Annotated in this window: 19 protein-coding genes; 9 read left to right on the top strand and 10 right to left on the bottom strand. The window is 65.5% G+C overall.

What is annotated here, in order from left to right; all coding sequences use genetic code 11:
- Positions 1-72: 72 nt before the first annotated feature.
- Together pabB and ECTPHS_RS10225 are read left to right on the top strand one after the other, a co-directional pair.
- Entirely contained in the window at positions 73-1,494 is a 1,422-nt protein-coding gene (gene pabB, locus ECTPHS_RS10230; RefSeq protein ID WP_008932671.1) for an aminodeoxychorismate synthase component I, read from the top strand.
- A gap of 114 nt (positions 1,495-1,608) precedes the next feature.
- Positions 1,609-3,264, top strand: coding sequence for a methyl-accepting chemotaxis protein (locus tag ECTPHS_RS10225; protein WP_008932670.1), 1,656 nt, complete (start codon positions 1,609-1,611; stop codon positions 3,262-3,264).
- A gap of 107 nt (positions 3,265-3,371) precedes the next feature.
- Here ECTPHS_RS10225 and ECTPHS_RS10220 read toward each other — a convergent pair whose 3' ends face one another.
- The gene (locus ECTPHS_RS10220; RefSeq protein ID WP_008932669.1) at positions 3,372-4,760 is read right to left on the bottom strand and encodes a GTPase/DUF3482 domain-containing protein; all 1,389 of its coding nucleotides are present in this window, start codon (positions 4,758-4,760) and stop codon (positions 3,372-3,374) included.
- Positions 4,757-6,274 (bottom strand): DUF2868 domain-containing protein, encoded by a 1,518-nt coding sequence (locus ECTPHS_RS10215; RefSeq protein ID WP_008932668.1) that lies wholly within the window; start codon positions 6,272-6,274, stop codon positions 4,757-4,759. The genes ECTPHS_RS10220 and ECTPHS_RS10215 overlap by 4 nt, the downstream gene beginning before the upstream one ends.
- Positions 6,275-6,418: 144 nt before the next feature.
- Here ECTPHS_RS10215 and ECTPHS_RS10210 point away from each other — a divergent pair, with 144 nt between their 5' ends.
- Positions 6,419-7,429 (top strand): alpha/beta fold hydrolase, encoded by a 1,011-nt coding sequence (locus tag ECTPHS_RS10210; protein ID WP_141565333.1) that lies wholly within the window; start codon positions 6,419-6,421, stop codon positions 7,427-7,429.
- Here the strand turns inward: ECTPHS_RS10210 and lexA are convergent.
- The 3 genes from lexA to ECTPHS_RS10195 all read right to left on the bottom strand — a co-directional run bounded on the left by lexA (position 7,424) and on the right by ECTPHS_RS10195 (position 9,814).
- Positions 7,424-8,020 carry a transcriptional repressor LexA gene (gene lexA / locus ECTPHS_RS10205; RefSeq protein ID WP_008932666.1) on the bottom strand — a complete coding sequence of 199 codons (597 nt, stop codon included), beginning with the start codon at positions 8,018-8,020 and terminating at the stop codon, positions 7,424-7,426. The two genes, ECTPHS_RS10210 and lexA, sit on opposite strands and share 6 nt — an antisense overlap.
- 74 nt (positions 8,021-8,094) lie before the next feature.
- Positions 8,095-8,874, bottom strand: coding sequence for an ABC transporter permease (locus ECTPHS_RS10200; RefSeq protein ID WP_008932665.1), 780 nt, complete (start codon positions 8,872-8,874; stop codon positions 8,095-8,097).
- Between the two features lies 1 nt (position 8,875).
- Positions 8,876-9,814 (bottom strand): ATP-binding cassette domain-containing protein, encoded by a 939-nt coding sequence (locus ECTPHS_RS10195; RefSeq protein ID WP_008932664.1) that lies wholly within the window; start codon positions 9,812-9,814, stop codon positions 8,876-8,878.
- Positions 9,815-9,990: 176 nt separating this feature from the next.
- Between ECTPHS_RS10195 and ECTPHS_RS10190 the strand changes: the two genes are divergently transcribed.
- Genes ECTPHS_RS10190 through ECTPHS_RS10180 form a run of 4 tightly spaced genes read left to right on the top strand, consistent with a single transcriptional unit; the run spans position 9,991 to position 12,297 of the window.
- Positions 9,991-10,920: an NAD(P)-dependent oxidoreductase gene (locus ECTPHS_RS10190; protein WP_008932663.1), complete on the top strand. Its 930-nt coding sequence runs from the start codon at positions 9,991-9,993 to the stop codon at positions 10,918-10,920.
- Positions 10,921-10,927: 7 nt separating this feature from the next.
- The gene (ubiG, locus tag ECTPHS_RS10185) at positions 10,928-11,755 is read left to right on the top strand and encodes a bifunctional 2-polyprenyl-6-hydroxyphenol methylase/3-demethylubiquinol 3-O-methyltransferase UbiG (protein ID WP_008932662.1); all 828 of its coding nucleotides are present in this window, start codon (positions 10,928-10,930) and stop codon (positions 11,753-11,755) included.
- Positions 11,740-11,877 carry a hypothetical protein gene (locus ECTPHS_RS14805; protein ID WP_008932661.1) on the top strand — a complete coding sequence of 46 codons (138 nt, stop codon included), beginning with the start codon at positions 11,740-11,742 and terminating at the stop codon, positions 11,875-11,877. Before ubiG ends, ECTPHS_RS14805 begins: the two co-directional genes overlap by 16 nt.
- A gap of 48 nt (positions 11,878-11,925) precedes the next feature.
- On the top strand, positions 11,926-12,297 hold the full coding sequence (locus ECTPHS_RS10180) for a metalloregulator ArsR/SmtB family transcription factor (protein ID WP_371200097.1): 372 nt from the start codon (positions 11,926-11,928) through the stop codon (positions 12,295-12,297).
- 1 nt (position 12,298) lies between these two features.
- On the opposite strand, the gene ECTPHS_RS10175 is transcribed toward ECTPHS_RS10180, so the two are convergent.
- Both ECTPHS_RS10175 and ECTPHS_RS10170 read right to left on the bottom strand, forming a co-directional pair.
- Positions 12,299-12,487: a hypothetical protein gene (locus ECTPHS_RS10175; protein ID WP_008932659.1), complete on the bottom strand. Its 189-nt coding sequence runs from the start codon at positions 12,485-12,487 to the stop codon at positions 12,299-12,301.
- 57 nt (positions 12,488-12,544) lie between these two features.
- Positions 12,545-13,372, bottom strand: a complete 828-nt coding sequence (locus ECTPHS_RS10170) for an ion transporter (protein ID WP_008932658.1) — start codon at positions 13,370-13,372, stop codon at positions 12,545-12,547.
- Positions 13,373-13,677: 305 nt separating this feature from the next.
- On the opposite strand from ECTPHS_RS10170, the gene ECTPHS_RS10165 reads away from it, so the two are divergent.
- Positions 13,678-14,106, top strand: coding sequence for an FHA domain-containing protein (locus tag ECTPHS_RS10165; RefSeq protein ID WP_008932657.1), 429 nt, complete (start codon positions 13,678-13,680; stop codon positions 14,104-14,106).
- Positions 14,107-14,339: 233 nt separating this feature from the next.
- Here ECTPHS_RS10165 and ECTPHS_RS10160 read toward each other — a convergent pair whose 3' ends face one another.
- The 3 genes from ECTPHS_RS10160 to ECTPHS_RS10150 are packed head-to-tail and all read right to left on the bottom strand — an operon-like array spanning position 14,340 to position 18,208.
- Complete coding sequence (locus ECTPHS_RS10160) at positions 14,340-14,948, bottom strand: nucleoside triphosphate pyrophosphatase (RefSeq protein ID WP_008932656.1); 609 nt, start codon at positions 14,946-14,948, stop codon at positions 14,340-14,342.
- The gene (gene oadA, locus ECTPHS_RS10155) at positions 14,948-16,771 is read right to left on the bottom strand and encodes a sodium-extruding oxaloacetate decarboxylase subunit alpha (protein ID WP_008932655.1); all 1,824 of its coding nucleotides are present in this window, start codon (positions 16,769-16,771) and stop codon (positions 14,948-14,950) included. Before oadA ends, ECTPHS_RS10160 begins: the two co-directional genes overlap by 1 nt.
- 18 nt (positions 16,772-16,789) lie before the next feature.
- Entirely contained in the window at positions 16,790-18,208 is a 1,419-nt protein-coding gene (locus tag ECTPHS_RS10150) for an acetyl-CoA carboxylase biotin carboxylase subunit (RefSeq protein WP_008932654.1), read from the bottom strand.
- Between the two features lie 123 nt (positions 18,209-18,331).
- On the opposite strand from ECTPHS_RS10150, the gene ECTPHS_RS10145 reads away from it, so the two are divergent.
- Positions 18,332-18,874 (top strand): DUF177 domain-containing protein, encoded by a 543-nt coding sequence (locus tag ECTPHS_RS10145; protein ID WP_008932653.1) that lies wholly within the window; start codon positions 18,332-18,334, stop codon positions 18,872-18,874.
- Positions 18,875-18,923: the final 49 nt, after the last annotated feature.

Below are 18,923 nucleotides of genomic sequence, written 5' to 3'. Positions count from 1 at the left end.
GGGACCGCAATCCGGTCATCGGGTTCGGTAGAATGCGGATCTCCTACTATCTTCCCATGGATTCACTTTCCAATGTGCCCCGTGTCCTTGGCACCCTTGCCCTATCCCGAGGATTCCGCCCGCCTGTTCGAGGCGTTGCGCGAGGAACCCTGGGCCGTCTTTCTGGACAGCGCCCGTCATGGCCAGACCAGGGGGCGCTTCGACATTATCACCGCCGACCCCGCCCTCACCCTGATGACGGAGGGGGATCTGACACGGGTGCGGAATCGGGAAGGCGAACTGCTGGAGACAACCGGGGCCGATCCCTTCGAGGTCCTGCGCGCGCGCCTGGGTGAGCCCATCCGCCCGGTGGCCGGACTGCCGTTTGCCGGCGGGGCGGTCGGTTACTTCGGCTATGATCTGGCACGGCGCCTGGAACGCTTGCCCAGCCTGGCCCGGGATCATGAATCCCTACCACAGATGATGCTCGGCATCCATGACTGGGCGGTGGTGGTGGACCATGACCTGCGAACCTGCGTGCTGGTGGGGCAGGGCCGGGATCCGCGCACCGCCGAGCGCTGGGAGTCCCTGGTGCGGCGGTTCAGCCATCCGGCGCCGTCGGCTCCCCCGGGCGGTTTTGTCCTGGGCGGGCCGCTGCGCGCCAACCTCTCCCCCGATGCGTACCATCAACGCTTTGACCGGGTGCAGGCGTTCATCCGTGAAGGTGACTGCTATCAGGTCAATCTGGCCCAGCGGTTCGAGGCCCCGGCCCAGGGAGATGCCTGGGGGGCTTACCGGCGCTTGCGCGAACTCAGCCCGGCCCCTTACGGGGCCTTTCTCCGGTTTCCCGAAGTGGCCGTCCTGAGCAATTCTCCGGAGCGTTTCCTGCACCTTCGGGACGGCACGGCCACCACCTGTCCCATCAAGGGCACCCGGCCCCGGGGAAGGACGCCGGAAGAGGATGCCCGATTGCGACAAGCCCTGGCGAACAGCGACAAGGACCGGGCGGAGAACGTGATGATTGTGGATCTGTTGCGCAACGATCTGGGCAAGACCTGCGCCGTCGGCAGCGTGGCGGTGCCGGAACTGTTCGCGTTGGAAAGCTATGCCACGGTGCATCACCTGGTCAGTACCGTGACCGGTCGGCCGGCGCCGGGACGGGATGCCGTCGATCTGCTGCGGGGCTGTTTCCCGGGCGGTTCCATCACCGGAGCGCCCAAGTTGCGGGCGATGGAGATCATCGAGCTGCTGGAGCCGCACCGCCGGGGCATTTACTGCGGCGCTATCGGCTATCTGGGCTTTGACGGCGCCATGGATACCAACATCGCCATCCGCACCCTGGTACACAGCCATGGCAGGCTCAGGTTCTGGGCCGGGGGAGGGATCACCACCGGTTCGCGGATGGCGCACGAATATCAGGAAACCCTGGACAAGGCGGCGGCCATGATGCAGCTTCTCGATGTGAGCGGCTTCGGCCGCAACGGGATTCAAGAAAATCTCCTCGCCGGCCGATAACACTGACAGAGCCATCAGGTGCCCTGTCCGGTCGTGTTTTCGTGCCGCCAGTGATCCTGCCCGTCCGTCTCCCGACTTGAATCACCTGACTCCAATGACATCCGAGGACATCCGATGCTGGATAACATCACCATCCGCGCAAGACTGATCCTGCTGGCCATCGTCGGCCTGACCGCCGTGGGCTGCCTGCTGGCCGCGGTGTCCTATCAGTCCGCGGCCGGCACCGCCCGCAGCCTGGTGGAGCACAGCCTGCTCGTCAAGGCGGATGGCGATCTCAAGGCCGCTCGGGTCTACCTGCAGCAGTATTACGGCGAATTGAGGTTGCAGGATGGCCGACTGGTGGACGCCAGGGGCGTGACCCTGGAAGGGCGCCATGATATGGCCGATGCCGTCAGCCGTGATCTCGGGCTGGTATTCACCTTTTTTGCCGCCGATCGCAATGAATTCATCCGGGTGTCCACCAGTGTGATCGGTGCCGACGGGCGCCGGGCCGTGGGAACGCCCCTGGGACGCGATACTGCCGCGCACCAGACGGTGGCCAGGGGGCAGCGCTACGTGGGGGAATCGGTCATTCTCGGCAACCCCTACCTGACCGCCTATGAACCCATCTTTAACCAGCGTAACGAAGTCATCGGGATCATGGGCCTGGGCATTCCCCGCGCCCAGGCCGATGGCATCGTGGCCGAGGGTATGTCCAGTCTGCTGCTGCGGATGGTCTTGACCCTGGTGATCGTGATTGCCCTGGGCATGGTGGGCGCGGTGCTGTTTGCCCGATCCATCGTCAATCCGATCCGGTACGTCGGTGCCACCCTTCGGGACATTGCCGATGGCGAAGGGGATCTGACCCGGCGGCTCAAGGTGACCGGCAGGAACGAGCTGGCCGACCTGGCATTGGCCTTCAATGCCTTTGCCGAACGCATTCACGAGCTGGTGCGTCAGGTGTCCGTGGCGACCTCCCAGCTGGCATCCGCCTCGGAACAGCTTTCCACCACGTCGGAAGAAACCCGCGAGCAGGTTCGTCACCAGCATTCGGAGACGGATCAGGTGGCCACCGCCATGAATGAGATGACCGCCACGGTGCAGGAGGTGGCCAGGAATGCCAGCGAGGCGGCTCAGGCGGCTCAGGAGACCCAGCATGAGACGCATGCCGGTAGCCAGGTGGTGAAGCAGACCATTACTTCCATCGAGGCCCTGGCGGGCGAGGTGGAAAATGCCGCCGAGGTGATCGGGCGCCTGTCCACCGACAGCGAGGAAATCGGCAAGGTGCTGGACGTGATCCGGGGGATTGCGGAGCAGACCAATCTGCTGGCGCTGAACGCAGCCATTGAGGCGGCCCGGGCCGGTGAACAGGGACGGGGATTTGCCGTGGTGGCCGACGAGGTACGCACCCTGGCCAGCCGTACCCAGTCATCCACCAAGGAGATCCAGGCCATGATCGAGCGGCTCCAGAGCGGCACCAGCGGTGCGGTCAAGGTGATGGAGCAGGGCCGCGGCAAGGCCCGGGAGAGCGTGAGCCAGGCTGCCAGGGCAGGCCAGTCCCTGGAAACGATCAATCAGGCCATTGCCGGCATCAACGACATGAATGCCCAGATTGCCAGTGCCGCGGAGGAGCAGTCGGCGGTGGCCGAGGAGATCAATCGCAACGTCTCCAACATCAGCCATTCGGTGGATCAGACCTCCCGGGGCGCCGCCCAGATTGCCTCGGCCAGCGATGAGCTGGCCCGTCTCGCCGCCGATCTTCAGGTCAGGGTCGGCGGTTATCGCATTTGACTGGACCCGATTGTGCCCCACCCCTCTGCCGCCCCTTCGGGCAGGGGGGAGGTCGTGTCCCCCGACGCCCGTGGAGGCAGCCCTCGGCCGCGAACCACCGGCCTGGGTCAGGCAGGGGTATCGGCATCTCCGGACAGGACCCGGGTGAGGACATCCAGGGTCTGAGCACGGGCGCGAGATTCGGTGCCGGGCGCATGGTCGTTCAGTCTTGACCATTCCGGGTGCAGCCGCGCCTTCTGCACCGGTTTGGGCAATGAACCCTTGCGCCAGGTCTCCTCCGCCGGGGTATCCAGCTTCAGCGCCTGGTCGGCGCCGTGTCCCCGGTGGATCAGAGCCTCCACCAACTGACTCTGGCGCAGGGCCAGCAGTCTCAGGGTGTTGTTGTTCACCCGCAGTTCCCGGTGGCCACGCATCCGGTGCATGAGCCGGCGCCCCAGATCCAGGGTATTTCCCAGCAGGGCCCCGGCCGCCGCGCCGGCCGCCGTCCCGGCGCCCAGGGTGGTGCCCAGGGCCATGACATCCACCGCCATCCCCATGGCACCGCCGACGGCGGCGCCCTCACCGGTGCGCAGTCCGTAGTGACGCAATGCCTCGGGGGTGAACAGGTCCAGCCCCCATTGCCCATCTTCCAGGGGCAGACGTTCACCCAGGTAATCGCTGGGGCGAAACCGGAACAGGTTCAGCAGGGCATCCACGCAGGCCTGCTCCCGCTCCCGGACCCGACCCTGCAGGGCCTCCATGGCCTTTTCGGTATCCTGCCGGCCCCCGCCCTCCACCACCATCACGCAAGCGGCCACGTCGATGAGCATGTCGGCCACGGTTTCCGCCGCCGCCTGCCGGAGCCAGCGGGCCTCCCGTTCCCGGGCCTGCATCAGCCGTTCCAGGGGAATCCGCCAGGGGTCCAGCAGGCTGCGCAGCTTTTCGTACAGACGCAGTTCACCCTGCAGGTCGTAGACCACGGAGTCGAAGGTGATCACGGCATGCAGGCCCAGCCGTGCCAGGGCATCCCGCCATTCCTCGGCCCGGTTGTGGGGGCCGGCGACGAAATTCAGCACCGGCAGCAGAGGCCGGGCGCACAGGCCCAGCACGGTCAGTTCGTCCCGGTATTTCCCCAGCACCGGCTCCCTGGCATCGATGACGTAGAGGCCCACCTGGGAGGCCCGCAACTGGCGCAGCACCTTGGTTTCCTGGTCGAACCGACCGGCGGCATCCGGTGACGCCAGAAAGCGTTCCAGGTCATTCGCACCCGTCTGACGGCCGCCGCCGGCCTCATCCAGCCAGTCCAGAATGCCGGAGGCATCTTCCAGGCCCGGGGTGTCGTACAGGGCCACGAGGGGCTCTCCGTCCACCAGCAGCTGGGTGCCTTCCACGTGTCGGGTGGTGGCGGGGGCATCGCAGACTTCGCCGAATTCCGTATCCCGCGACAGGGTGCGAAGCAGCGAGGTCTTGCCGGTATTGGTATGGCCGACCACGGCCACCTGCAGGATCGAGGTCATGGTTTGGCATCCTCTGATGCGGCAAAGGCGGCTTCCAGAATCTCCGCCGCCGGCCGGTCGGCATCCGTCGACCGCTCCGGCAGGAGTTGGTCCACGCCGGCCCGCTCCGCCAGTTGTTCCCAGGCCGTGCGACGGGCCCGCGGGTCGATGCCGCGGGTTTGCGCCATGTCCTGCTGGTCCAGCAGGAGCCAGACGGGGGCACGGGTCCGGGCGCGCAGTTCGGTGAGAAAAGCCTCGGTACTGCGATCCGGGGTCCGGGCCAGGGAGCAGACGGCCACCACCACGGCGGGGGGCGGTTGCAGGCTCTGCGCCGCGGCCAGGACATCCCGCCTTGTATGCCGGTCGTCCACCTGGCCAAGGGGGATCCATGCCGGCCGCTTGTGATGTTGGATCCAGTGGTCGTCGGCCTGTTCCAGCTCATATCCCAGCAAGGCCAGGGTAGCGCCCCCGTGGCGTTCGCGGTGACGGGGCGGCTCGGGGGGATGGATCAGGGTCAGCGGTGGCGGGTCCACGACCCCCAGACGCTGGGAGTTGGGCAGCAGTCGGGGGGCCAGGCGGGCATAACCAGGACCGGTCAGATCCAGCCGCAGCCGCCGCCGGGCCCGTCGCGCCATCAGGGCGCACCACAGACCCAGTCCCAGTCTGGGTAGCAAGCCGTAGAACAGCAGGCTGCCCAGTAGCCAGCTTGACCACTGCACCCGCCCCAGGGCGTCTTCGGTCACGCCCAGTCGGCTGGCCCGGATCAGGGCTTCATCGGGCATGGGCAGTCCCAGCCAGCCGGGTAACAGGCCCAGGGCGGTGATCAGGCCGACGAAATGATCCTCCGCCAGCAGGGTGGTCCCCCAGACGAAATCATACTGGCGCACACTCAGTGCCCACAGGCACATGAGCAGGGCCCCGGCGGTGAAGGCCGCCCAGATCAGGTGGGTGAGGGTGCCGGCGGACCAGCGTCCGAGGCCATTGCGGCTCATGAGTTGCAGCAGGGCGCGGATGGCCAGTACCGGGGCCTGGCCCCGGACCAGACGCCGCGCCAGTCCCCCAGCCAAACCCAGTACGCCCTGGCCCAGCAGCCCCCCGCCGCCACGGGGGCGAACGAGCATGAACAGCGCCCACAGCAGCAGCATCAGCAGCTGTACGCCCAGCAGACTGCCCAGGGCCCACAGGATGTTGATCTGGGAGCTGCCCGCCACCAGGGGGGCCGCCAGCGCCGCGCCGGCGGCCGCCATGCCGCTCAGCCCGGTGAGCAGCAGGATCAGGATCAGGATCCAGCCCGCCAGGGTGCGGGCGCCGCCAAGGGCATCCCTCACCTGGGCACCCAGGCGAGTGGCTCGCGCGCGAACCAGCACCCGATGCTCCAGATCGCCGCCGGCGTCACGCCCGGCCTGCCAGGCATGGGGCTCGTCGATCACGCGACCGGCCTGATCCTCGTGCAGGCGCACGGCTTCGGCCACGAGACGGTCGGTGAAGCGGTCATGGGGGGCTGGGCTCGCCCTGTCGGAAATATGGGTATTCATCGCGGGCACACTATAAGGCCATGTCCCCGGGACGCCAACCTGGGCGCGAGGAAATCAGTGCCATGGTCATGTGCTTGGGAATGACGGTTTTGGAATATCCCGCATACAATCATCGGAATATCCCTTGATGAAATGGAAACCGGCATGTTGCGATGGTTGTTGATCCTGTTGGGCGGTCTGTTGTCCCTGGCACTCGTGGCGGGGCTTTTGGGGCCGTTTCTGATTTCCCCCCGGCCACTGCCCGATCTGTCTTCGGCGACGGACGTGGCCCTGCCGGAGAGTCGTTTCCTGACCATCCCCCATGACGGCACGGACGGCCTGATGATTCACTACCTGGAGCGGGAACAGGAGGCCGCCGAGGGCCCCGTTCTGGTGCTGCTGCACGGCTTCACCTTCAACGCCTTCACCTGGAACGGGATGATGGACGACCTGGACGGGGCGGGCAGGGTGCTGGCCTACGATCAGGTGCCCTACGGCCTGAGCGCCAAGCCGGTGCGGGGGGAATGGTCCGGCAGCAACCCCTTTACCAAGGCCGCGGCCCTGGAACACCTGTTCGCCTTTCTGGACGCCAAGGGGGTGGAGCAGGCAGTACTGGTGGGGAATTCCTCCGGCGCCACCCTGGCGATGGAGGCGGCCCTGAGCCGGCCCGAGCGGGTGAGCGGACTGGTGCTGGTCAATCCCTGGGTCTATGTGAATCGGCCCAGCTTCCCCGAGTCGGTGGCGGAATGGCCTCAGTTGCGGCGTCTGAACCTGTGGCTGGCCCGCCGACTGGGCAGCAGCGGCGCGCTGCTGGATCTGTCCTACCATGACCCGGAGCGCATCACCGACGAGCGCCGGGCACTGACCACCCTGCATACCCAGGTGCGGCACTGGGATCTGGCCTGGGGTGAACTGTTCGTGCGGGCCATGTCCAGTCCGGTGGATGTCAGTGCCCATCTGGCCGACATCCGTCAGCCGGCGTTGGTGATCATCGGTGAGCAGGATCGGGTGGTGTCGCCGGAGGACTCCATCCGCGCCGCCCTGGCATTGCCGGCGGCGGACCAGATCCTGCTGCCCGAGTGCGGCCACGTACCCCAGGAGGAATGTCCGGCGGCGGTAGCGGCGGCGGTGCGTGACTGGCTATGGGCACGGGCAGCCCCCGAGACCTCACTATGAACCGCCGCGGATGACCCCGACGCCGATGCCCTCGATGTCCAGGGACTGGCTGCGAAGGTCCACTTCGATGGGCCGGTAGTCGGGGTTTTCCGGCTTCAGCCGAACCCGGTGGCCCTGCCGTTCAAAGCGTTTCACGGTGACTTCGTCCTCCAGACGGGCCACCACGATCTGGCCGTTGCGGATCTCGTGGGTGCGATGGACCGCCAGCAGGTCTCCGTCCAGGATGCCGGCCAGGCGCATGCTGTCACCCTGGACCCGTAGCAGGTAGTCCGGTCGGGGCCGGAACAGGCGTGGGTCCAGCTGGTAATGATCCTCGATATGGGCCTGGGCCAGGATGGGCGCCCCGGCGGCCACCCGGCCCACCAGGGGCAGTCCCGTCCCCCCCAGCAGGCGGATGCCCCGGGAGGTGCCGGCCAGGATCTCAATGGCCCCCTTGCGGGCCAGGGTGCGCAGGTGGCACTCGGCGGCGTTGGGGGAGCGAAAGCCGAAGGCCCGCATGATCTCCTCCCGGGTGGGAGGCAGGCCGTTGGATTGCAGACAGTCGCGGATGAAATCGAGGATTTCCGTCTGGCGGGGGGTGAGCTTTTCCATGACAGGCTCTCGATCAATGGGCGAAGGTATATCTTTGCACAGTAGGGCAAGCCCCGGTCATTGGCAAGTCGGTATCAGCGCATCAGCCGTCGCCGCAGCAACGCCGTGGCCACGGTCAGCCCCACCAGACCATAGATCAGAATCACCGACAGGTGCAGCGGCACCTGGGATGGCCAGGCCCCGGTCATCAGGGGACGGACGATCTCGACCACATGCACCAGGGGCAGGGCCCAGGCCATGGCCACCACGGTGGGCGGGAGCTGTTCCAGGGGGAAGAATACTCCGGAAAGCAGCAGCATGGGGGTGACCGCCAGGGTGAAGTAGTAGAGGAAGAAGTCATAGCTGCGGGAGACGGCGGTGACGACCATGGCGCAGGCACCGAAGCAAAAGCCCGCCAGCAGGATGACCGGCAGGGCCAGCAGGGCGCGCAGATCGCTGATCAGGCCCAGCACGGCGGCCACCAGCAGGATGGCGCCGGCACTGAACAGTGCCTTGGTGGCGGCCCAGATGATCTCGCCCAGCACGATGTCGTCCAGGTTGAGGGGGGCGCCCAGCATGCCGTCCCAGGTCTTCTGTTCCGACATCCGGGTATAGGCGGAGTACATGCCCTCGAAGCTGGCGGTGTACATGGCGCTGGAGCAGACGATGCCCGAGGCCAGGAACACCATGTAGGGTAACTCCCCCAGATCTCCCACCAGGCGGCCGAAGCCATACCCGAAGGCCAGTAGGTAAAGTACCGGCTCGCCGAAGTTGCCCATGACGGAAGGCACCATGATCTTGCGCCAGACCCGCAGGTTGCGGCGCCACACCGGAATGAATCGCAGGCTGAGCCTGGGTAGGGGGAAAGCGGACATGTCAGTCTCTCAGTTCGTGACCGGTGAGCTTCATGAAGACATCCTCCAGATTGGCGGGACGATGCAGGTATCGGATACCGGCCTGTTCCAGGCGCGCGATCAGGGGGCCGGCCTGATCGGTGTAGATCAGGGCCAGGTCGCCGATTTGCCGGACCCGGGCCTGAAGTTCTCCCGCCTGATGCGTCAGCCAGTCCATGGCGGCCGGTCCGTTGAGTTCCAGGACATGGCGTTCGATATGGGTATGGATCAGGGACTGGGGTGAGCCCCGGGCCACCACGCGGCCCCGATCGATGATGGCCAGGCGATCGCACAGCCGCTCCGCCTCTTCCATGTAGTGGGTGGTGAGGATCAGGGCGGTGCCGGTCTTGAGCAGGCCGCGCAGGCATTGCCAGATATGATGCCGGGCCTGGGGGTCCAGGCCGGTGGTGGGTTCGTCCAGCACCACCAGTTCGGGCTGGTTGATGAGGGCGCGAGCCAGGGTCAGTCGACGTTTCATGCCGCCGGACAGGGCACTGATGGGGGCATCCCGACGGGATTCCAGGCTGGCGAAGCGGAGCAGATCCTCCACCCGCTCACGGCGTGCCCGTCCCTTGAGGCCGAAATAGTCGGCGTAGGTGTGGAGGTTTTCCCGTACGGTGAAGTCCGGGTCCAGGGTGTCGAACTGGGGCACGATCCCCAGTCGCCGACGGGCCTCCCGGGCCCGCTCCGGGATGGGTTCACCCAGCACGGACAGGGTTCCTTCGTCGGGCGGGGTCAATCCCAGCAGCATGCGCAGGGTGGTGGTCTTGCCGGCCCCGTTGGGGCCCAGCAGGCCGAAGCACTCACCCGGCTGGACCGTAAGGTCGATATGATCGACCACGAGACGGCCATCATAGCGCTTGACCAGTCCTTGGGCCTGGGCAATGGGGACGGGGATCGAGGGGAGATCGAGCGGGTCCATGTGGGGCAAGGCAATCCTTCCGGGTCTTGGGGCGGTGGACAGGCTAACCTATCGGCAGGCATTTTTGTCGGTCCCGTCCCGGTGAAGGGGGGGATGTCGTCAGACAGCAAACCCCGAGGGAATATTCAGGGATGTTCTGAAACGGTTTTTTCAATGACGCGGAGGGAGTTTTTTCAATGACGCTGAAAATCGGCTGTATCGGTCTTGGCATCATGGGGCGCCCCATGGCGGGACACTGGCTGGCGGCGGGGCATGACGTCACCGTCTGGGCCCGTCGCCCGGAGACCGTGACCACCCTGCTGGGGCAGGGCGCCCATTGGGCCGACAGTCCCGCGGATCTGGCCCGGCAGGTGGACGTGGTCTTCACCAATGTGTCCGATACACCCGATGTGGAGCAGGTTCTGCTGGGGCCTGGCGGCGTGGCCGAGGGCGCCAGGCCGGGGATGATCGTGGTGGACCACAGCACCATCTCGCCCACCGTCACCCGGCGGCTGGCGGACACCTTGGCGGAGCGGGGGATCCATCTGCTGGATGCCCCGGTGTCCGGCGGCGAGCGCGGCGCCGTTGACGGTACCCTGACCATCATGGTGGGCGGCGAGACCGCCATCCTGGAGCGGGTGCGGCCGCTGCTGGAGGTGGTGGGCCGGACCATCACCCATGTGGGGGGCTCCGGGGCCGGTCAGTTCACCAAGGCCTGTAATCAGCTCATCGTTGCCCAGACCATGGTGGCGGTGTCGGAAGCCATCAGTCTGGCGGAGGCGGCCGGGGTGGATCCGGCGGCCATGCGCGAGGCCCTCATGGGCGGTTTGGCCTATTCCCGGGTGCTGGAGGTGCACGGGGAGCGCATGATCCGGCGGGAGTATCCCCCGGGCTTCAAGGCCCGTTTGCATAACAAGGACATGGCCATCGTCCTGCGGGCGGCGGCGGATCTGGGCCTGCCCCTGCCGGGCACCGCCCTGTCCGCCCAGTGGATCAGCGCCGCCGTGGGACTGGGGTATGGAGAGGAGGATTCCGCCGTGGTGGCCGAGGTGTTGCGCCGGCTGGCGCCTCCGGGACCGATGAACGGCGGGAACCGATCGCCTCTTGCAACGGCCGAACAGGAATAGAATCACCATGGATCCACAGACCGGAGCGAACGTGAACCTGTCCGAAGCCCCCAAGCCGTCTTCCATCGACCCGGATGAGGTGGCCCGTTATACCGCCCTGGCGGATCGCTGGTGGGATGAAAGCGGCCCCTTCTGGCCCCTGCACACCCTCAATCGCTTGCGCACCGACTACATTTGCCAGCGGCTTTGCGCCCATCTCGGCCGCGATCCGTCTGCGCCTCGTCCCCTGACGGGTCTGCGCCTGCTGGACATCGGCTGTGGCGGCGGCATCCTCAGCGAGTCCATGGCCCGTCTGGGTGCCCGGGTCGAGGGGGTGGACGTGACCGAAAGGAACATTGCGGTGGCCCGCTTGCATGCCGCGCGTTCCGGGCTGGACATCCAGTACGAGGCGGTGCCGGTGGAGACCCTGGCCGCCCGCAAAGAACAGTACGATGTGGTGCTGAACATGGAAGTGGTTGAGCATGTGGCGGATCTGCCGGGCTTCATGGCCGCCTGCAACCAACTGGTCAGGCCGGGAGGGTATAGCTTCATCGCCACCATCAACCGCAACCCGGTGTCGTTCATCGTGGCCATCCTGGGGGCGGAATACATCCTGCGCTGGCTGCCCCGGGGTACCCATCAGTGGCGACGCTTTCCAAAACCCGCTGAACTGGAGGCGCTGCTGGCGCCGGACGGTCTGCAGGTGCTGGAGCGGACCGGCGTCAGGGTCAATCCCTTCAACCGCGGCATGTATCTCACCGGCTATCTGGGGGTGAACTATATGCTGATGACAACCCGGACTCCCGCTTTCGCGGGAGTGACGGAATCGAGGAGTCGCACATGTGGTGGTTCGTGATCGGATATGCCCTGGGCCATGTGGGTTTCCTGCTGGGATCCATGCCTGTCATTGTGGCGGGCGGCGTGCTGTTTCTCTACGGGGCCTACGTGGTGGTTTACGGCCGGGACGGGCGGGAGTGATCTTTCCTGGACGGTGATCGACGGGGCGGCTTGTTCCACGGTTTGCCCTTGGCCTATAGTCACCCCATGACGATCTCGCCGGAATCCGTGTTCAAGGCCCTGTCCGATTCCACCCGCCTGCGGTGCCTGGTCCTCCTCGTCGAGGAGGATGCCCTGTGTGTGTGCGAACTTACCCATGCCATTGGTGTGCCGCAGCCGAAGATGTCGCGGCATCTGGCCTTGCTGCGGGAGAGCGGGCTGGTGGCTGACCAGCGCCGGGGGCAGTGGATCTTCTATCGTGTCAATCCCGCGCTGCCAGCCTGGGTGCGGGAAGTACTGCGGCAGACGGCGGGGGTCTGCGGCAGTACCGCCCCCTACCGCGAAGACCGGGGGCGTCTTGACGCCATGGACGGCCGCCCCGGGAGGGGATGCGCCGCCTGAGCTAGAAATCCCGTCTTGCCCACAGGTCCTGTCGGCTCTTGCGCCGATCCTTGCCGGACCTTCGAGGTTCCTTTTCTAGCTCGAAACGGATCATTTCCCTGCGATCGGGCAGCTTGCGCCGCTCTCCCTTGCGTCGTTCGGGACCGGTATAGGGCTTCGGATTGTCCGTGGACGTCGGTTCTTCGCTCACTGGTCGCCTCCTGCCGGGCCCGTCCCGTGGGACGGGCCGGATTGCCGATGGCGCGGCCTAGTCCTTGCCGCGCAGTTGCGAGATTTCCTGGCGCAGGGCCGAGATTTCCTGGCGCAGCGCCTTGAGGTCCTCGTGGAGCTGGGCGTTTTCCGCATGCACCACCTCTTCGATGGTGTCATGCTCGAATTTCTGCTGCTCCTCCTGCATGGACTGCATGGTGTTCACGATGATGGCGATGAACAGGTTGAGTATGGTGAATGTGGCGATCAGGATGAAGGGCACGAAGAACACCCAGGCCCAGGGGTAGGTTTCCATCACCGGACGGGAGATGCCCATGGACCAGCTTTCCAGGGTCATCACCTGGAACAGGGTGTACATGGAGCGACCCAGATGACCGAACCAATCCGGATAGGAATAACCGAACAGGCCCGTGGCGATCACCGCAAACACGTAAAACAACAAGATCAGCAGCCCGAAGATGGACAGGATGCCGGGAATGGCCTTGAGCAGCGCCTCGACGATGAATCGCAGCTTGGGCACCATGGATACCAGGCGCAGCACACGCAGCACACGCAGTACGGCCAGCGGGCCGGTGGTGGGGATCAGGGCAATGGTCACCACCAGGAAGTCGAAGACGTTCCAGGGGCGGCGGAAGAAGCTCAGGCCCTGGGCGTAGAGCTTGAGCAGGATTTCCACCACGAACACCCCCAGGATGACGCGATCGGCATTCATCAGCCAGGGACCGGCCTTTTCCATGAGCGTGGGCGAGGTGGCCAGACCGAGAATCGCGGCATTGATCAGGATCAGTGTGATGATCAGGCGCTGAATCGGCGCCGATTCGATGAAGGCGCCCACTCGGGCGCGAAGGCCGGCCTCGGCTTGCATGTTGGAAACTCCCGGGTGTTCTGTTGCGGCTGGAAATTCGGGTCAAGGCCCGAGCGAGAGGCAGATTAATGAAATCCGCTCTTCGGCACAATCACCCCAGGGCGCGTAGGGATATCCCGACGACGGCGCCGGATCTGTCAATCCGGGTGGTATGGGTTACACTCATGCGTGGCAGGCATGCCGACATGCCCGGTTGGTTCCATCGCTCCGGTCCTTGATGAATTCAGCAGGCCATCACAGAAGCCTTCAGGGAATCAAGGTATTGTCACGCGATGATAACTTTGTCGACTCAGGGTGATTCATAGATGAAAACCTCTTCCGGCATCCCGGATGACGAGCATGAAGAAGGCTCTCCAACTCAGCGCATCAGTGCGGAGGCGGTCCGCGCTCTGTACAACCTCGACGCGGTCATGGCCTTCTCGGTGCATGGGGAGAAGCATGAGTTCAAGGCTGGGTCACGGGTGTTTGTGGTGGGCCGCAGTGCCGACTGCGACCTGGTGGTGAATGTGCCCGTTGCCTCCCGTCATCATGCGCGAGTGATCTACCGCAAGGGTAAGTTCGTGTTGGTGGATCAAAGCACCAATGGCACCTATGTCCGCATCCACGGCATGGACGAGATCTGTCTGCTCAATGGTGAGGAGCTACCGCTGGTGGGGGAGGGGGTCATCAGTCTCGGGCGCCCCGTGACGGAGGGTGACGCGGATCTGGTGATATTTTCCGTGCCCCATGAGTAGCGGCGTCTGTACCCTATCGTATCTGTGCCCCATGACTTGCCAGCGGCGAATATCATTTTGAGGTTCTTCCCGTCGCTCCCGCGAAAGCGGGAGCCCAGGATTTCCGTGCTCTGTGCTGACTGGATTCCCGCTTTCGCGGGAATGACTGACCGGAATTAGGACTGACCGGAATTAGGACTGATCGGAATTGGGAATGACTGACCGGAGAGGGGGCGATCCTGGCGATTCCCAGGTCACTCTGCCGCCGGGCGGCTCAAGACCGGGATCCCGGTTCGGGCCAGCATCCGGCACAGGCGGATCAGGGGCAGCCCGATCAGGGCGGTGGGATCGTCACCCTCCAGGCGCTCGAACAGGGCAATCCCCAGACCTTCCGACTTGAAGCTGCCGGCGCAGCCGTAGGGCTGTTCCCGACGCACGTAATCCTCGATCTCTTCCCGGCCCAGGGTGCGAAAGTGTACCCGGAAGGGCTCCACTGCTTCCTGTCTCTCACCGCTTTCGGCCTCCAGCAGGCACAATCCGGTATGAAAGGCCACGCTACGCCCCGAGGCCGCGCTCAACTGGGCGACGGCCCGTTCATGATTGCCGGGTTTGCCCAGTATCTTTCCATCGAGTTCCGCGCACTGGTCCGAGCCGATGATGAGGGCCCCGGGAAAGCGGTCCCGGACCGCTTCCGCCTTGGCCCGGGCCAGGCGGGCCACCATGGCCGCGGGAGACTCCCCCGGCCGGGGGGTCTCATCCACGTCCGGGGCGCAAGTCGAAAACGGCAACCCCAGCCGCTCCAGCAGCGCGCGCCGGAACGGTGAGGTAGAAGCCAGAACCAGGGTGCGTGCCGCCCGCGTCATCAGGCTTCCTCGATTTCCACCAGGGCATCATCCGGGTTGACGCTGTCGCCCTTGGACACGTGAATGGCCTTGACCACGCCACCCACTGGGGCCTGGACCTCGGTTTCCATCTTCATGGCCTCCAGGATCAGCACGCCGTCACCGGGCTTGACCGTATCCCCTTCCTTGACCAGTACGTCAATGATGGTGCCCGGCATGGACGTGGTGACATGGCCGGGCTTGGTGGCCCGGGGGCGGCCGCTGCCCTGGGGACCGCCGCGCCGCGCGCCGTTGTCCCCGTCCACCAGGATCTCGTCCAGGGTCTCGATGACGATCTCTTCCGGCATGCCGTCCACGGTCACGTAGAAGGGACGCATGTGATCGCGCTTGTGGCCGGTGCCGGTGAGCTTGATATGGTAGGTCTCCCCATGCAGGGTGGCCTTGAATTCCACCGGGGCCACCTTGTCCTCGCCCTGGCCGCCCAGGGGTTCCAGGGGTTCGGGGACCAGCTTGCCGTCGCGGCGCTGTTCCAGGAACTCCCGGCCGATCTCGGGGAACATGGCATAGATGAGGACGTCTTCCTCGGAGTGGGCCAGTTCGCCGATCTGGCCGCGCAGGGCGTCCATTTCGTCCTCCAGCAGATCCGCCGGCCGGCACTCGATGACGTCGGCGTGGCCGATGGCCTTTTGCCGGACCACGCTGTTGACGTGGCCGGGGGTACGGCCGTAGCGGCCCTGCAGATAGAGCTTCACCTCGTTGGTGATGGTCTTGTAGCGGGACTCGGTGAGGACGTTCATCACGGCCTGGGTGCCCACGATCTGGGAGGTGGGGGTGACCAGGGGCGGATAGCCCAGATCCTCCCGTACCCGCGGGATCTCGGTCATCACCGCGTTCACCTTATCCAGGGCGCCCTGGGCCTTGAGCTGGCTGATGAGGTTGGAGATCATGCCGCCGGGGATCTGGGTGGTCTGTACCCGGGTATCCACACCGGTGTATTCGCTCTCGAACTGGTGGTACTTCTTGCGAATCTCCCGGAAATAGAAGCCGATCTCCTGCAGCAGGTTCAGGTCCAGGCCGGTGTCGTACTCGGTATCCCGCAGTGCCGCCACCATGCTCTCGGTGGGGGCATGGCTGGTGCCGCCGGCAAAGGCGGACATGGCGGTATTGATGTTGCTGCAGCCGTTTTCGATGGCCTTGAGGTGGCACATCTCGGACAGGCCCGCGGTGGCGTGGGTATGCAGGTGCACGGGCACCTTCACCGCGTCCACCAGGGCGGCGGTGAGTTCGCCGGCGGCCCGGGGGGTGAGCAGGCCTGCCATGTCCTTGATGGCGATGCTGTCGCAGCCCATCTCCACCATCTCCCGGGCCATGGTCACGAACTGATCCAGGGTATGCACCGGGCTGGTGGTGTAGCTGATGGCGCCCTGGGCGTGCTTGCCCGCCTTTTTCACCGCCTCGATGGAGACGCGCACGTTGCGGGTGTCGTTCATGGCATCGAAGATGCGGAAGACGTCCATGCCGTTGTCGGCGCAGCGGGCGACGAAATCCCGTACCACGTCATCGGCATAATGGCGATAGCCCAGCAGGTTCTGGCCCCGCAGCAGCATCTGCAAAGGGGTGTTGGGCAGGGCCTCGCGCAGCTTGCGCAGGCGCTCCCACGGGTCTTCCTTCAGAAACCGCAGGCAGGTATCGAAGGTGGCGCCGCCCCAGACTTCCAGGGACCAGAACCCCACCGCGTCCAGCTTCTCGCAGATGGGGAGCATGTCTTCCGTGCGCATGCGGGTGGCGATCAGGCTCTGGTGGCCGTCACGCAGGGTCAGGTCAGTAATCGTTACCTTGGACATCTATCAATACCTTTTGTCTTAAAGACCCTTGTGAGCCGTGATGGCGGCGGCGATGACGGCAGCCAGTTCGCGGGTCGGACGGCGTACGGAGTAATCGGTCAGTTCCGGATGGGCATCCACATAACCGGTGTCGAAACTGCCCTGGCGGAAGGCTTCGCTGTTGAGGATTTCCAGGTGGTAGGGGATGGTGGTTTTCACCCCGTAGACCCCCATGTCGCCCAAGGCGCGGCGGGCGCGGCGGATCAGGCTGTCCCAGTCCATGGCCCAGACGACGAGCTTGGCGCACATGGAGTCATAGTGAGGGGGGATGTGGTAGCCGGTATAGATGGCGCCGTCGGTGCGCACGCCCGGTCCGCCGGGGGCGAAGTAGCGGGTGATGCGGCCGAAACTGGGCAGAAAGTCGTTCTTGGGATCCTCGGCGTTGATGCGGAATTCCACCGCGAATCCGCGCCGGGTGATCTGATCCTGGGGGTAGGTGAGGGGCAGTCCCGAGGCCACGCGGATCTGTTCCTGCACGATATCCACGCCGGTGATCATTTCAGTGACCGGGTGTTCCACCTGCAGCCGGGTGTTCATCTCCATGAAGTAGAAGCGACCGTCGGCGTCCATGAGGAACTCCACCGTGCCGGCGTTTTCATAGTTCACCGCCCGGGCCGCCCGTACCGCCAGCTCGCCCACCTCCCGGCGCTGGTCCTCGGAGAGCTGGGGAGAGGGGGCGATCTCCACCAGCTTCTGGTGGCGGCGCTGGATGGAGCAGTCGCGCTCGAACAGGTGAATCACGTTGCCGTGGCGGTCGGCCAGGATCTGCACCTCGATGTGGCGCGGATTGATGATGGCCTTCTCCATGAAGATCTCGGTGCTGCCGAAGGCCTTGGTGGCCTCGGAACGTACCCGCTCATAGTTGCGGCGCAGGGCGGTCTCGTCGTCGCAGCGCCGGATGCCGCGGCCACCGCCACCGTTGGTGGCCTTGAGCATGACCGGATAACCGATCTTCTCGGCCAGGGCGGCGGCTTCCTCCACGTCCTGGAGGTTGCCGTCACTGCCGGGAACCACGGGGACGCCGGCGGCGACCATGGCCTCGCGGGCGGCCACCTTGTCGCCCATGCGGCGGATGATCTCCGCGTCCGGTCCGACGAACTGGATGCCGCGCCGGGCGCAGTTCTGGGCAAACTGGGGATTCTCCGACAAGAAGCCGTAGCCGGGATGAATGGCGTCACAGCCGGCACTGCGGGCCACGTTCACCAGGCGATGAATGTTCAGGTAGCCGGCCAGGGAGTCGGGGCCGAGGGAGTAGGATTCATCGGCCTTCTTGACATGGAGGCCGTGACGGTCGGCGTCGGTGTAGACCGCCACCGAGGTAATCCCCATTTCCGCGCAGGCACGGATGATGCGAACGGCGATCTCGCCGCGGTTGGCAATCAGTAACTTATTTATCACGCAAGCATCCCGCACGTTATAAGCAAAGACCTCAGTATCCTTGAACCGGGCGGGGCTTTTCAAGCAGAAGGGGGCAGATTGCTTTTGACACTGGTGCGAGAACGCCTTTAGAATTGCGCGCTTATGTCCGACAGCCTGCTACCCGAACTGGTCGATCCCTTCCGCCTGGCGGACAAGTCCCGCGTCCTGGAGGGCGTGCTGGATATGGCCGCCATGCCTCGTCTGGCGGAGGCGATGGGCGAGCCGGCCCGGGGCCTGTGCCGGGTGGAACTGACTTTCGACCGCGGCCCCTCCGGCAGGCCCCGGCTGACCGGCCATGTGGTGGCCGAGCTGGCTCCCCTGTGCCAGCGCTGCCTGGAGCCCATGCGTTTGCCGGTGGACAGCCGTTTCGAGATGCGACTGGTACAGGAAGATCGCCAGGCCGCCGGCGCCGTGGACGAGGAAGACGTGCTGGTGGTCGGCGACGAGCGCCTGGATTTGGCGGCGCTGGTGGAAGACGAACTGATGCTGTGCCTGCCGGTGGTGCCCCTGCACCCGGAGCAGGCATGCGTGGCCCGGCTTCAGCCCGAGTTCAACGGCCGGGATGTGAAGGCCGCGCAAAAAGAAGAGAACAACCCGTTTGCCGTGCTGGGCCGCCTCAAGGGCGGGCAGGGCGCAGACAGTTGAAACACCCCATGCCCCCCGGGTTCCGGTCGGGACCCGTGGGGCATTGATG

It is taken from the genome of Ectothiorhodospira sp. PHS-1, from assembly GCF_000225005.1.
Classification (GTDB): Bacteria; Pseudomonadota; Gammaproteobacteria; order Ectothiorhodospirales; family Ectothiorhodospiraceae; genus Ectothiorhodospira.
This window is presented reverse-complemented; position numbering and strand designations above follow the sequence as displayed.